The sequence below is a fragment of the Amycolatopsis sp. CA-211722 genome (assembly GCF_056828465.1).
On record NZ_CP184752.1, the window covers coordinates 8,502,096 to 8,514,462 of the forward strand.

The 12,367-nt window shown below is 69.9% G+C and carries 11 protein-coding genes; 5 read left to right on the forward strand and 6 right to left on the reverse strand.

The features are described from left to right. Positions 1–12: 12 nt before the first annotated feature. On the reverse strand, positions 13–1,452 hold the full coding sequence (locus tag ACOCEP_RS38980) for an MFS transporter (RefSeq protein ID WP_482334955.1): 1,440 nt from the start codon (positions 1,450–1,452) through the stop codon (positions 13–15). Positions 1,453–1,514: 62 nt separating this feature from the next. On the opposite strand from ACOCEP_RS38980, the gene ACOCEP_RS38985 reads away from it, so the two are divergent. From ACOCEP_RS38985 to ACOCEP_RS39000, 4 genes are all read left to right on the forward strand, one after another. Then, positions 1,515–2,474 carry a helix-turn-helix transcriptional regulator gene (locus ACOCEP_RS38985; protein ID WP_482334956.1) on the forward strand — a complete coding sequence of 320 codons (960 nt, stop codon included), beginning with the start codon at positions 1,515–1,517 and terminating at the stop codon, positions 2,472–2,474. Next, positions 2,471–3,505, forward strand: a complete 1,035-nt coding sequence (mgrA, locus tag ACOCEP_RS38990) for an L-glyceraldehyde 3-phosphate reductase (protein ID WP_482334957.1) — start codon at positions 2,471–2,473, stop codon at positions 3,503–3,505. Before ACOCEP_RS38985 ends, mgrA begins: the two co-directional genes overlap by 4 nt. A 189-nt stretch (positions 3,506–3,694) precedes the next feature. After that, positions 3,695–4,453 carry a class I SAM-dependent methyltransferase gene (locus tag ACOCEP_RS38995; RefSeq protein ID WP_482334958.1) on the forward strand — a complete coding sequence of 253 codons (759 nt, stop codon included), beginning with the start codon at positions 3,695–3,697 and terminating at the stop codon, positions 4,451–4,453. A gap of 52 nt (positions 4,454–4,505) precedes the next feature. After that, positions 4,506–5,693 carry an MFS transporter gene (locus tag ACOCEP_RS39000; protein WP_482334959.1) on the forward strand — a complete coding sequence of 396 codons (1,188 nt, stop codon included), beginning with the start codon at positions 4,506–4,508 and terminating at the stop codon, positions 5,691–5,693. Here ACOCEP_RS39000 and ACOCEP_RS39005 read toward each other — a convergent pair. The 5 genes from ACOCEP_RS39005 to sigC form a co-directional block, all read right to left on the reverse strand. Further along, positions 5,653–6,465 carry an aldo/keto reductase gene (locus ACOCEP_RS39005; protein ID WP_482334960.1) on the reverse strand — a complete coding sequence of 271 codons (813 nt, stop codon included), beginning with the start codon at positions 6,463–6,465 and terminating at the stop codon, positions 5,653–5,655. The two genes, ACOCEP_RS39000 and ACOCEP_RS39005, sit on opposite strands and share 41 nt — an antisense overlap. 10 nt (positions 6,466–6,475) lie before the next feature. Then, a complete protein-coding gene (locus tag ACOCEP_RS39010; protein ID WP_482334961.1) occupies positions 6,476–7,717 on the reverse strand; it encodes a PucR family transcriptional regulator in 1,242 nt (413 codons plus the stop codon). Between the two features lie 141 nt (positions 7,718–7,858). Then, entirely contained in the window at positions 7,859–8,314 is a 456-nt protein-coding gene (locus tag ACOCEP_RS39015; RefSeq protein WP_016335901.1) for a (2Fe-2S)-binding protein, read from the reverse strand. Positions 8,315–8,340: 26 nt separating this feature from the next. Next, on the reverse strand, positions 8,341–10,593 hold the full coding sequence (locus ACOCEP_RS39020) for a xanthine dehydrogenase family protein molybdopterin-binding subunit (RefSeq protein ID WP_482334962.1): 2,253 nt from the start codon (positions 10,591–10,593) through the stop codon (positions 8,341–8,343). 245 nt (positions 10,594–10,838) lie between these two features. Further along, positions 10,839–11,408 (reverse strand): RNA polymerase sigma factor SigC, encoded by a 570-nt coding sequence (sigC, locus tag ACOCEP_RS39025; protein WP_126733658.1) that lies wholly within the window; start codon positions 11,406–11,408, stop codon positions 10,839–10,841. A gap of 58 nt (positions 11,409–11,466) precedes the next feature. Between sigC and ACOCEP_RS39030 the strand changes: the two genes are divergently transcribed. After that, the gene (locus ACOCEP_RS39030) at positions 11,467–12,195 is read left to right on the forward strand and encodes a zf-HC2 domain-containing protein (RefSeq protein ID WP_482334963.1); all 729 of its coding nucleotides are present in this window, start codon (positions 11,467–11,469) and stop codon (positions 12,193–12,195) included. The last annotated feature ends 172 nt before the right edge of the window (positions 12,196–12,367 follow it).

A 12,367-nucleotide genomic window follows, 5' to 3' on the forward strand; every position in this document is an offset into this window, starting at 1 on the left:
CAGCTCGATCGCCTACCCGGCCGACTCTACGTCGCGGATCCGCTTCGGCAGCAGGAACCCGACCGCGAAGGTGAGCATCACCATCACCGCGACCACCCAGAACGTCCGCTGGGCCGCACCGGTCGGATCGGCGGTACCGGCGTCGAAGAACACCGTGCCCAGCAGCGCCAGTCCCAGCGCGCCGCCGACCTGCTGGAGCGACGTCAGCGCGCCCGACGCCGATCCGGCCTCCGCCGGTTCCACCCCGGACAGGGCGATCTCGAAGTACGGGCCCATGATCAGCCCGGACCCGATCCCGACCACCAGCAACGCCGGCGCGATCAGCCACGGACCCGTCTCCGGGCCGAGGAGCAGCAGGAGGGCGACCACACCGGCGGTCATGATCAGCGCGCCGGTGTGCAGCACCTTGCGGCCGTGCTTGCGCACCGCCTGCACCAGGCCCATCCCGACGATCATCCCCAGCGACATCGGCACGCCGGTCAGCCCGGCCTTGAGCGGCGAGAAACCGAGCCCGAGCTGCAGATACAGCGTGAAGACCAGACCGAAACCGGAGAACGCCGCGAAGTAGATCGTCCCGGTCGCCATCCCGGCGAGGAAGCTGCGCTTGCGGAACAGGCTCGGCTCTACCAGCGGGTCACCGCCGCGGCGGCTCTTGCGCTTCTCGAACCACGCGAACACGCCGAACACCACGACCGCGGCGGCCATCATCGCGAACGTCCACAGCGGCCAGCCGTACTCACGCCCCTGCACCAGCGGGAAGACGATCAGCAGCGCGCCGGTCGTCGCGAGCAGGGCACCGGGGATGTCGAGGGTGAGCGAACCGCCGGGACGGGACTCGGGCAGGAACTTCAGCGCGGCGAGCACGGCCAGCGCACCGATCGGGAGGTTGATCAGGAAGATCATCCGCCAGCCGGTGCCGAAGAGATCGGCGTCGACCAGCCAGCCCGCGAGGATCGGCCCGCCGACCGCGGCGAGCCCCATCACCGGCCCGAACATGCCGAACGCGGACTGGAGTTCCTTGCCGGAGAACATCTCCTTCATCATGCCGAGGCCCTGCGGCACCATCGCGGCGCCGAAGAGGCCCTGCACCACCCGTGCGGTGATGATCATCTCGGGGTTCACCGCGATCGCGCAGAACAGCGAGCCGACGACGAAACCGATCGCGCCGATCAGGAACATGCGCTTGCGGCCGAAGATGTCGCCGAGCCGCCCGCCGGTGAGCAGGCCGGACACCATCGCGAGGGTGTAGGCCACACCGAGCCACTGGATCATCGCCGTGCCACCGCCGAGCGACTCCCGCATGACCGGTCCGGCGATGCTCGTGACCGTCATGTCGAGCAGTTCCATCACCGATCCGGTCAGGATCACAAACAGCGCGGGCCAGCGCCAGCGGTAGGACTTCTCCACGTTTTCCGTGGTCACACCGCTCGGGGTGTCCAGTGTCATCGTCATGGGAACAACGCTAAAGTCAATTCCGGCCACTTTCTGACCGGAATCGGAGCGAACCTGGATTCATGGCGAATACGAGCGCGCGGATGCTGCGGTTGCTGTCCCTGCTGCAGACACACCGCTTCTGGTCGGGAACCGAACTGAGCGACAAACTCGAGGTGAGCGAGCGGACGCTGCGGCGCGACGTCGAACGGCTCCGCGAGCTGGGCTATCCGGTCAACGCCAGCCGCGGCGTCGCGGGCGGCTACCAGCTGCGGTCGGGCACGGTCATGCCGCCGCTGCTGCTCGACGACGAGGAGGCCGTGGCGATCGCGGTCGGCCTCCGCACGGCGGCGAGCGGTTCGGTGGAGGGCATCGAGGAGACGTCTGTCCGGGCGCTGACGAAGGTCGTCCAGGTGATGCCGCCCCGCCTGCGCAGACGTGTCGACGCGCTCCAGGCGTACACGACGCCGGCGGCCGTCACGGGTCCCCGGGTCAACGCCGCCAGCCTGACCGTGATCGCGCAGGCGTGCCGGGACGACGAACGGCTGAAGTTCGACTACGCGGCGCGCGGCGGCGAGGAGTCCGCGCGGCTGGTCGAGCCGCACCGGCTCGTCTCGCTCGGACGGCGCTGGTATCTGGTGGCGTGGGATCTCGACCGGGTGGATTGGCGCACCTTCCGCGTCGACCGGCTCAGCGAGCCTCGCACCACCGGCGCGCGCTACCGGCCACGTGAGATCCCGGGCGGCGACGCGGTCAAGTTCGTCGAAGCCCAGATCAAGGCCAGGCCCACCACGCACACGCTGGTCGTCCGGGTGCGAGCGCCGAAGGACCGGGTCGAATCGGCGGTGCGGTACCTCGGTGGCGCGCTCGAAGCGATCGACGGGACGTCCTGCCGCCTGACGATGAACGTCGACACCTTCGACTGGCCCGTGCTGATCCTCGCCGCCATCGGCGCGCCTTTCGAGGTCGAGAGCCCTTCGGCGTTCAAAGACCACCTCGCGTCCGTCGCCGCCCTGTTCACGACGGCTAGCATCGGGCCGTGAGCACCTATGTCGCGGCCGAGGGCCGATACGAGAGCATCCCCTACCGCCGCACCGGGCGCAGCGGCCTGAAGCTGCCCGCGATCTCGCTGGGCCTGTGGCACAACTTCGGGAACGACAAGCCGCTGGGCACTCAGCGGGACATCGCGCGGCGCGCGTTCGACCTGGGCATCACCCATTTCGACCTCGCGAACAACTACGGCCCGCCCTACGGCTCGGCGGAGGAGAACTTCGGCAGGCTGCTGGCGGCGGACTTCAAGCCCTATCGGGACGAACTGGTCATCTCGACCAAGGCCGGCTACGACATGTGGCCCGGCCCGTACGGCGAATGGGGTTCGCGCAAGTACCTGCTGTCCTCTTTGGACCAATCGCTCGGCCGGATGGGCCTGGACTACGTCGACATCTTCTACTCGCACCGGTTCGACCCCGAGACGCCGCTCGAAGAGACGGTCGGCGCGCTCGACACCGCCGTCCGGTCCGGACGCGCGCTGTACGTCGGCATCTCGTCGTACTCGTCGGAGAAGACCGCCGAGGCCGCGCGGCTCCTGCGCGAGCTGGGCACCCCGCTGCTCATCCACCAGCCGTCGTACTCGATGTTCAATCGCTGGCTCGAAGGCGACAAACTGCTCGACACGCTCGAAGCCGAAGGCGCGGGCTGCATCGCGTTCTCGCCGCTGGCGCAGGGGTTGCTGACCAGCCGCTACCTCGACGGCGTTCCCGAGAATTCCCGTGCCGCGCAAGGGAAGTCGCTCAACCCGGACACGATCACCGAGAGCACCCTCGGCAAGATCCGGGCGCTGAACGAGATCGCTCAGCGGCGCGATCAGACGCTGGCGCAGCTCGCGCTCGCGTGGGGCCTGCGCGACCCCCGGATGACGTCGGTGCTGATCGGCGCGAGCAGCGTCGCCCAGCTGGAGGACAACGTCGGCGCGCTGAAGAACCTGCACTTCACGAACGAGGAACTGGCCGAGATCGACCGCTACGCCACCGAGGCCGACATCAACCTCTGGAAGCGCTCGACCGACGCGGGCTAGCGGGCCGGTGCGCGCTTGAACGTGTCGCGAAAGCCACTTTCGGGGCGTCTGACGTCTCGAAAGTGGCTTTCGCGACACCTGAAGTCAGCGCTCAGTGCGGGCCCTGCGGTGTGGTTTTCGGTGGCATCGGGACCCGTGACCATGCGAAATCGCGTTGCCCCGTCTAGCGGAGGGGCCGAGACTGCGGGGATGACTTTCGAAGATCAGCTCGCCGAGGGAGAAGCCGTCCCGGTCGATGGCTGGGACTTCTCGTGGTTCGAGGGCCGGGCCACGGAGGAACGGCCGCCGTGGGGCTATTCGCGGCTGCTCGGCGAGCGGATGGCGGCGGCCGCCGCCGGGCTGGACCTGCAGACCGGCGGCGGCGAGGTGCTCGCGGGCATCCCGAATCCGCCGCCGGTCCTCGCCGCCACCGAAGGCTGGCCGCCGAACGTCGAGGTCGCCCGAAGGAACCTCGCGCCGCTGGGCGGCGTGGTGGTCGAGGCCGAGTACGACGCGCCCCTGCCCTTCCCCGACGACTCCTTCGATCTGGTGAGCAGCCGCCATCCGATCGCGAATCCGTGGCGGGAGATCGCCCGCGTGCTACGTCCGGGCGGAACCTTTCTGTCGCAGCAGATCGGCGCCGGCACGGTGCGGGAACTGAAGGAGTTCTTCCTCGGCCCGCAGGACTACGGCGGCTGGACGCCCGACGTGCTGCGCGTCGAGGCCGAAGCCGTCGGGCTCCGGGTGGACCGGCTCGAACCGGCGAAACTGCGCATGGAGTTCTTCGACCTGGCCGCGGTCGTCCACTTCCTCCGGAAGGTGATCTGGATCGTGCCGGGATTCGAGGCCGGGAAATACCGCGACAAGCTCGCGGAACTCCACCGGATGATCGAGGCCGACGGGAAGTTCGTCGCGCACTCACGGCGAGTGCTCGTGGAGGCCGTCAAGCCCGGCCACACGTTCGGGTGATCGCCGGCTCGATGTCTTGAGTGGACGCGCTCGTGGTGCGATACCTGCGGGCGTGTCCAGCTCCGCACCGCGCCAGCTGGCGCTCACCTCCGCGGCCCAGATCCTCGCCATGGGACTGTGGTTCTCCGCGTCGAGTGTCGTCCCCGCCTTGCGCGCGGAATGGGCGCTGTCCACTCAGGGCACCGTGCTGCTCACCGCGTCGGTGCAGGTCGGCTTCGCGGCGGGCGCGCTGGTGTCGGCCGTCGCCAATCTCGCCGACCGGCTCCGGCCCGAGCGTCTGCTGGCCGCGAGCGCCGCGACGGGCGCCTTGCTGACCTTGCTCTTTCCCTTGTGCGGAAACCAGTTCTGGCTCGCGGTACTGCTGCGCTTCGGCACCGGGATGGCTTTGGCGGGGGTCTACCCCGTCGGGATGAAGATCGTCGTCTCGTGGTTTCCGAACAGCCGCGGGCTCGCCCTCGGCGTTCTGCTGGCCGCGCTCGCGCTCGGCTCGGCGTCACCCCATCTGCTGGCCGGGAACCTCCCAGGATGGCGGACGGTGCTCGTCGTCGCGTCCCTTCTCGCCCTCGGCGCGGCGGCGCTGGCCGTGCTCTTCGTCCACGCCGGCCCGGCCGCCCGGCGTTCGCCGCCTTGGGAACCGCGGTACCTGCTCACCATGGCGCGCGATCGGCGTCAACGGCTGATCGCGTTCGGCTACTTCGGCCACATGTGGGAGCTCTACGCGTTGTGGACCTGGATCCCGGCTTACGCGGCCGCGGCGTCGAAGACCTCGCCGGGCACGGTGAGCCTGCTCGCGTTCACCGTCATCGGCGTCGGCGGGGCGATCGGCTGCCTGCTCGGCGGCGCGTTGTCGGACCGGTTCGGGCGGATCGACGTCGCGCTCGCGGCGCTGGCCGTCAGCGGGGCGTGCTGCCTGGTCTCGGCCTTCGTTTTCGGCGGTCACCCCGCGATGCTGGGCACACTGCTGTTCGTCTGGGGTGTCGCCGCGATCGCCGACTCCGGCCAGTTCTCCGCCGCGTTGAGCGAGGCCGCGGACGCCCGTTACGGCGGTACCGCGCTCACCGCGCAGACCGCGATCGGTTTCCTGCTCAGCGCGCTGACCATCCAAGGCCTCCCGGTGCTCGCCGACGCCGTCGGCTGGCGGGCGGCCGCCCCCGTACTGGCCGCCGGACCGCTGCTGGGCGTGATCGCCATGGCGCGGCTCAGGTCCCCAGTCGCTCCAGGTGCTCGCCGGTCAGCTTGACCTCCGCGGCGGCGTAGTTCTCCTCCAGGTGCGGGATCTTCGCCGTGCCGGGGATCGGCAGGATCACCGGCGACCGCGCGAGCAGCCACGCGAGCCCGACCTGCGCCGTGGTCACCCCGAGCTCCGAAGCGACGGCGGCGAGCTCGGCTCCGGCCTCGGAAGCGGCGCCGAGCACCGGACGCCAAGGCAGGAAAGCGATCCCGGCCGCCTCGCACGCGTCCAGCACCTCCTCGTACGAGCGATCCAGGAGGCTGTAGCGGTTCTGCACGCTCGCGATGGCCACGATCTCCCGCGCCCGCGCGAGTTCGTCGACGGTGACCTCCGACAGCCCGATCCGGCCGATCTTGCCTTCGTCGCGCAGATCCCGCAGCGCGCCGAGCTGATCGGCCAGCGGGGTCTCCGGATCGAGGCGGTGCAGCTGCAGCAGCTCGATCCGCTCGACGCGCAGCCGCCGCAGCCCTTCGTCGACCTGTACCCGCAGCGATTCCGGGCGGGCGTCGTACTTCCAGTCGTCGCCGGTCCGCACGACGCCGACCTTCGTGGTGATCACCAGGTCGTCCGGGTACGGATACAGCGCCTCGGCGAGCAGCTCCTCGTTCGCTCCCCCGCCGTAGAGATGCGCGGTGTCGATCAGGGTGATGCCGAGTTCGACCGCGCGCCGCGCGACGGCGATCGAATGCTCACGTTCGGGTCCTGCTTCGGTCGGCAGGCGCATGGCACCGAAACCGATACGGCGCACGGGCAGGTCTCCGCCGATGGCGAACTGTTCCATGCGAACGAACCTAGCGCAGCGGATCCCTCGGCGAGGGAAGATGCGAAGTGTCCGGGAACATGTGGAGCGCGCGCAGGGCCGCGCCGAGTTCGGCGATGTCGGCCGGGTCGGTCAGCGAACGGCCCAGTTCCTCGGAGATCCGCTTCAGCCGGTGCCGGATCGTGTTGGGATGACAGAACATCCGCTCGGACGTCAGTTTCGTGGAGCCCTGGCATTCGAACCACGCCCGCAACGTCAGCAACAGCACGTTCCGGTCGTCGCCGGGCAGATCGAGGATCGGCCGCAGCACGTGGTGCGCGAGCTGGACCGACGCCTCCGGCGCGCTGGCGACGAGACCGGCCAGCGGGGATTCGTTGAACTGCACCATTCCCGTCGTCCCCGGCATCATGCTGGAGAGCGCGACACGGGCGAGGTGCAACGCGCGGGAGGTGTTCCCGAGGCCGGTGAACACCGGGCTGACGCCGATCCGGCCGGTCTGGTTCTCCCGCAACAGCTCGATGATCACCTGCGACGCCGCCGGATCCCGCATCGAGACCACGCCGACCTGCAGGTCCGGCGTGAGCCGCCAGGCGGACGCGTGATGCCGTTCGCGAAGCCGGTTTTCGATCTGGGGCAACGGTTCGTGCCCGACGCGCGGGGTCTCGGCGGCGACGACCACGTAGGTCCCGTCGAGCGAGAGTTCCAGCACGCGCGCGATGTCCCACAGCGTGCCTTCGGTGGCCGCGCCGCCGGCGAACAGCGCCTCGACCAACGCGGAGCGCCGGCTTTGGTGGGCCAGCATGACTTCGGCGGTGGTGTCGCGGTAGGTCGTCGTCAGCGCCTCGGCGTAGTCGTCGATCAACGCCCAGATCGCCGACGTCGCGGCGACGAGACCGCGGAGGTCCTGGTGCTCGTCCGACGCGGTCAGTTCGACGAACCGGTTCCACACCTCGGTGAGCCCGATCCGGTAGGCCCGGAGGAGTTCCGGCAGCGGCGCGCCCTGCAACGCCCGCGCGCGCCCGGTCGCCCGCGCCTGCGCGAGGTCGGGTTTCTCCGTGCCGCGCAGGGTCCGCATGACGAACTCGAGGTTGTTCCGCACCGACGTCCGCAGTTCGGCGAGGGTGACGAACTGCGCGTCGCGGTACACCGGCATCTCGGCGCGGATCTGCTCGACAGTGCCGTCGATGAGTCCGGGAAGCTGCTTTTCGACCTCGACGGCCAGTTCGGCGACGATGACGGCCGAGCCTTCGCGGAGCACAGTTTCGTAGTGCATGGACGTCCTCCGGGGCAGGGACTCCTCGTCGAGCCCCTGGGGCCGTCATCTAACACGACTTGCCCGGAAGTGGCCTGTCGAAGCGCGCAGGCTCCGCTGGCGCGGCGGGAAATCGGGATTCCCGCCGCACCAGCGGTATTTTCACATCTTCGCGGCCGCGCTCTTGATGGCTTCGCGGATCCGGAAGTAGGTGCCGCACCGGCAGACGTTCTGGATCGCGTCGATCTCGGCGTCGGTCGGGTTCTTCGTCTTCTTCAGCAGCGCCACTGCGGCCATGATCTGCCCCGGCTGGCAGTAGCCGCACTGCGCGACGTCCTGCTCCAGCCAGGCCTCCTGCACCGGGTGCAGGTCGTCGCCGTCGGCGAGGCCTTCGATCGTGGTGACCTCCTTGCCCGAGCAGTCGGACACCGGCGTCACGCACGGGTTGAACGCCTCGCCGTCGAGGTGGCTGGTGCAGGCCTTGCAGACGTTGATCCCGCAGCCGTACTTCGGGCCGCGGACGCCGAGCTTGTCCCGCAGCGCCCACAGCATGGGCAGATCCGCGGGCGCGTCGACGGTGACGGTCTTCCCGTTCACCGTGAAGGTGTAATTGGGCATCGGAACTCCTTGGCGAGGAAGGAAAGTCAGCGGGGGAAGGGGTCGAAATCGATCGGGAAGTTGATCGGGAAGCTGCGCGGCTTGATCCCGGTCGCCCGCGCGTAGGCGTTCCCGATCGCGCCGACCGGCGCCGGCACGCCGAGCTCGCCCGCACCGCCGATCTCGCCCGTCTCCGGCATCACGTGGATCTTGACGTCCGTCGGCGAGTTCTTCTGCCGCGCGTAGTGGAACTGCGAGTAGCTGCCCTCCAGCGGCAGGCCCTTGTCGATGTGCAGACCCGCGGTCAGCGTCGTGGCGATGCCGTCGGTCAGGCCGCCGAGCATCTGCGCCTCGATCCCGCGCGGGTTGATCGGCTTGCCGACGTCGACCGCGATGGTCGCCTTGGTGACCCGCGGCTTCTTCGGGTCGCGGGCGTCCATTTCGACGAGGCAGGCGGTGTACGACTTGTACTCGCCGTGCACGGCGACACCCTGCGCGAAGCCCTTGGGCATCTTCTTGCCCCACTCGCCGAGTTCCGCGACCTTGTCCAGCACGGCGCGCTGCCGGTCGTTCTTGATGAACTCGCGCCGGAACTCGACCGGGTCCTTGCCGAGTTTCGCGGCGATCTCGTCGACCATGATCTCTTCCGCGCCGCGCGTGCTCGCGGAGTACACCGACCGCCAGGCACCGGTGTGGAAGTCGACCGGCACCTCGTTGAGCAGCTGCGTGGTGACGCCGAAGTTGTACGGCGACTTCACCGTCAGCAGGAACACCGTCTGCGCGAAGCTCAGGTTGCCGCCGACCGGGAGCTCCGCGGCGAACGCGGTCAGGACCTCGCCGAGCCCATGGCTCCAGTCGGTCTCCACGCTGGCGACACGGTGTTCGAAGGTGAGCACCTGGCCGAGCGCGAAGGTGGCGCGGATCTTGTGGTGGCTCGCGGCCCGCGCGCGGCCGTGGCGCATGTCGTCGATGCGGCTCCACATCAGCCGCACCGGCCGTTTGAACGCCTTGGACGCACGCGCGGCCTCGATGGCGCCGTCGGAGAACAGCCGCCGTCCGAACGAACCGCCCGCCTGCTGGACGTGCACGACGACCTTGTTCTCGGGCAGTCCGAGCTCCTGAGCGATGTTCTGCTTAGCGAGGATCGGCACCTTCATCCCGGACCAGATGGTCGCGCCGTCCTCGCGGACGTCGGCGACCGCCGAGTTGGTCTCCAGCGGGGCGTGGCTGGCGAAGGCGAAGTCGAACTCGCCGTCGACGTACTGGGTCAGCAGCGGCGGCACGACGAACGGGAGCGCCGCGGCCTGCAGCTTCTTCTTGATCGTCGCGTTGTTCTCCCCGTCGACGGTGCCGCCGTTCCAGCTGACGTCGAGGGCGTTCTTGCCGTCCAGCGCCTGGCCGAAGGTCTCGGCCATCACCGCGACACCGGTTTTGATGACCGCGATGTCGATGATGCCCGGCATCGCGCGGACGGCGGCCTCGTTGTTGACCTTCGCGACCGTGCCGTTGATCGTCGGCGGGCGGCGGACCATCACCGGCTTCGCGCCGGGGATGTCCAGGTCGAGGGTGTACTTCAGCTGCCCGGTGACCATCGCGCGGGCGTCCTTGCGCGATTGCGGCGTGCCGATCAGCTTGTGCGCGGACTCCGCCTTCGGGGTCGCGGTGAGCTTGCCGAGGTCGGCGCGGGCGGCGGGCTTGGCCAATGCGCCGTAGCCCGCGCGGCGGCCGTCGGGGGCGATCACCGCACCGTCCCTTGTGGACAGCCGGTCCGCCTTCGCGCCCCACTGCTGAGCGGCGGTCGCGACCAGGCGGGCGCGGGCGGCGGCCGCCGCGGTGCGGACCGGGGTGTAGAGCGAGCGCATCGTGTTGGAGCCGCCGGTCAGCTGGTTGAACAGCAGTTCCGAGCGGGCGTCGGAGAGGACGACGTCGACCTGGTCGAGCGGGAGGTCCATTTCTTCGGCGACCAGCATCGCGTTCGCCGTGGTGATGCCCTGGCCGACCTCGGTCCGCGGCAGTTCCAGCCGGACCCGGCCGTCTTCGCGGACTTCGAGGACCAGCAGGTTCGCGGTCGGGGCGTTCGACAGGATCAGCACGTCGCCGAGGTCGAGGATCTCGGCCGGCCCCGGCGGGGTGGGGATGACGGCTTCGGCCTCTCCGGGCGCGACGGTGTCGATGCCGATCTTCGTGGCGATCGTGAGCGTGGGCGCGGCGACGAGGAAGCTCAGGAACCGGCGGCGGCCGAGGCCTCCGGGGTCCGGAGCCTCACTGCCGTGGCCCTCAGCGGTGGTGGGACTGGCCATCGGGAAGATCCCTTCGAGAGCGCGCGGAGTAGGCGGGGACCCTCGCGCGGCCTGGGGTTGGATGGCGACACGCTAGGCATCGGCATTCGGCCTAGTCAACGCGGAGTAGTCGGGTCGCCCCATCTGTGTGACGAGGTGACAGCGAGCGGCCCCGAATGTGTGGCGCGCCACAGCGCACGTGGCGTTTCGTCCTCTAAATGCGGTAGTTCGCGCTGCCAACTACCGCGTTTAGAGGACGAAACGCGTCAGATGGAGTCGCGCTCCCGGCCCGCTTCGAGCAGGTCCTCACGGGCACGGGCGACACGCGAGCGCACGGTGCCGACCGGGCAGCCGCAGATCTCGGCGGCCTCGGCGTAGGAAAGGCCCAGCACCTGGGTGAGGACGAGGACCTCGCGCCGCTCCGGGTCGAGCCCGTCGAGCAGCATCCGCAGCTCCACCAGATCCTCGAACCCGGCGACGCCCTCGGCCTGGCGGGCGCCACGGCGCTCGGCGGTGGCCTCCCAGTCGACGTCGGCGAGCTTCGGGCGCGCCGAAGCCGCCCGGATGCGGTCGACCACCACGCGGCGCGCGATCGACAGGAGCCAGGTCCGCGACGACGACCGGCCGGCGAACCGGCGCAGGCTGCCGAACGCGCGCAGGTACGTCTCCTGGGTGAGATCGTCGGCGGCGCCGACGTCGGCGAGGTGCGCGACGAAACGCCAGACATCGGCCTGGGTGGCGCGCACCCAGTCCTCGAGCGCCCGCCGGTCGCCGCGGGCGGCGGCGAGGGCGAGCTCGGTCACCCGCTCGTCGTCGTGGTTGCGCGGCCTGGCCATACGAGAAACGTAGCAGCGTCCCGGGAACCGGGGCAGGCCCGCGCCCGACAAGTGAGACGTGAAGTGCGAGACCTGCCGTGAGGCCCTGTCGGCCCGGCTCGACGGCGAAACCGAACCCGCCCCGCCCGAGGTGGTCGACCGGCACGTGGCGGGCTGCCCCGCGTGCCGCTCGTGGCTTTCGCGCGCCGAGCGGATGCACCGGGCGATACTGCTGCGGCCCGCCCCCGCGGTCCCGGACCTCACCGCCGTCATCCTCGAACGCACCCCCGCCCCGCCGAGCGACGGCTGGCCCGCCAGGATCGCGCTCGCGCTGGTCGCGATCGCGCAGCTCGGCCTCGCCTTCGCCCAGCTGCTGGGCGTCGAAGACCACACCGCGGGGCACGGCACGGAATCCCTGATCGGGCATCTTTCGCATGAAAGCAGCGCGTGGAACCTCGCCGTCGGCGTCGGACTCGGCTGGGCGGCCGTCCGCACGAAGGCGGCGTCCGGGCAGCTTCCCGCGCTGACCGGTTTCGTCGCGCTCCTCCTGGCGTTGTCGGCGGGAGACCTCGTCACCGGGCAGGTGACCGCCGGACGGGTGCTCACCCACGGGTTGGTCGTCGCCGGACTGCTGTTGCTGTACGTGGTGAACCGGCAGCACCGGCTGCGCAACCGCCCCAGCCCCGCGACGACGGCCGACCACCCGGATTCCCACAGCGCCGAAACCCGCCACGACACCGGCGAAGCGCCCGAACGACCCCGTCAGCACAGGGGTTTCCGGCGCCCGGCGAGCCGCCACGTGGCCTGAGCACCTTGGTCTAGACCATTACCGGTGACTGGGAGCACGCGTCCGGATACCGGGTGAATCACGGTTTTCCGCGCGCGGCGCGCGCGATTCGCGGCGCGGGCACGTTTATCGTCGCCTGGGACCACCGAATGTAAACCTTCTTGCCCTTTTCGGGCCGGAGGCGGATAACTTT

What these genes read in the sequence shown, in the direction of transcription:
- ACOCEP_RS38980 (WP_482334955.1), bottom strand. Translation starts at nt 1,452, where the DNA reads ATGACGATGACACTGGACACCCCGAGCGGTGTGACCACGGAAAACGTG.
- ACOCEP_RS38985 (WP_482334956.1), top strand. Translation starts at nt 1,515, where the DNA reads ATGGCGAATACGAGCGCGCGGATGCTGCGGTTGCTGTCCCTGCTGCAG.
- ACOCEP_RS38995 (WP_482334958.1), top strand. Translation starts at nt 3,695, where the DNA reads ATGACTTTCGAAGATCAGCTCGCCGAGGGAGAAGCCGTCCCGGTCGAT.
- ACOCEP_RS39005 (WP_482334960.1), bottom strand. Translation starts at nt 6,465, where the DNA reads ATGGAACAGTTCGCCATCGGCGGAGACCTGCCCGTGCGCCGTATCGGT.
- ACOCEP_RS39010 (WP_482334961.1), bottom strand. Translation starts at nt 7,717, where the DNA reads ATGCACTACGAAACTGTGCTCCGCGAAGGCTCGGCCGTCATCGTCGCC.
- ACOCEP_RS39015 (WP_016335901.1), bottom strand. Translation starts at nt 8,314, where the DNA reads ATGCCCAATTACACCTTCACGGTGAACGGGAAGACCGTCACCGTCGAC.
- ACOCEP_RS39020 (WP_482334962.1), bottom strand. Translation starts at nt 10,593, where the DNA reads ATGGCCAGTCCCACCACCGCTGAGGGCCACGGCAGTGAGGCTCCGGAC.
- sigC (WP_126733658.1), bottom strand. Translation starts at nt 11,408, where the DNA reads ATGGCCAGGCCGCGCAACCACGACGACGAGCGGGTGACCGAGCTCGCC.